Below are 259 nucleotides of genomic sequence, written 5' to 3' on the forward strand. Positions count from 1 at the left end.
ATTTGAATGCATAAAACTGCAAGAACACTCCATAAATGGCTAATGCTTTTTCTCGGACTACAGTTCGTTATTTGGTCAGTGACAGGAACATATATGGTGTTTATGCATATTGACTATATTCATGGTGATTCGCTGGTCAGTAAACTCACGTCGGTAATCGGCTCATTACCAAGGTAATAATATTGGGCTAATGCAATGGCTGTTGTTTGATTAAGTGGCGATAAACGTTCCCCTGTCTGGGCATTTAGCATTAGCTGCT

Annotated in this window: 1 pseudogene; it reads left to right on the plus strand. The window is 39.8% G+C overall.

The annotated features are described in order from the left end of the window. Positions 1 to 6: 6 nt before the first annotated feature. Positions 7 to 141, plus strand: a pseudogene (locus H5185_RS23575) (PepSY domain-containing protein); the annotation flags it as partial. Between the last annotated feature and the right edge of the window lie 118 nt (positions 142 to 259).

The sequence above is a fragment of the Shewanella sp. SG44-6 genome (genome assembly GCF_014164185.1).
In the GTDB taxonomy this organism is placed as follows: Bacteria; Pseudomonadota; Gammaproteobacteria; order Enterobacterales; family Shewanellaceae; genus Shewanella; species Shewanella vesiculosa.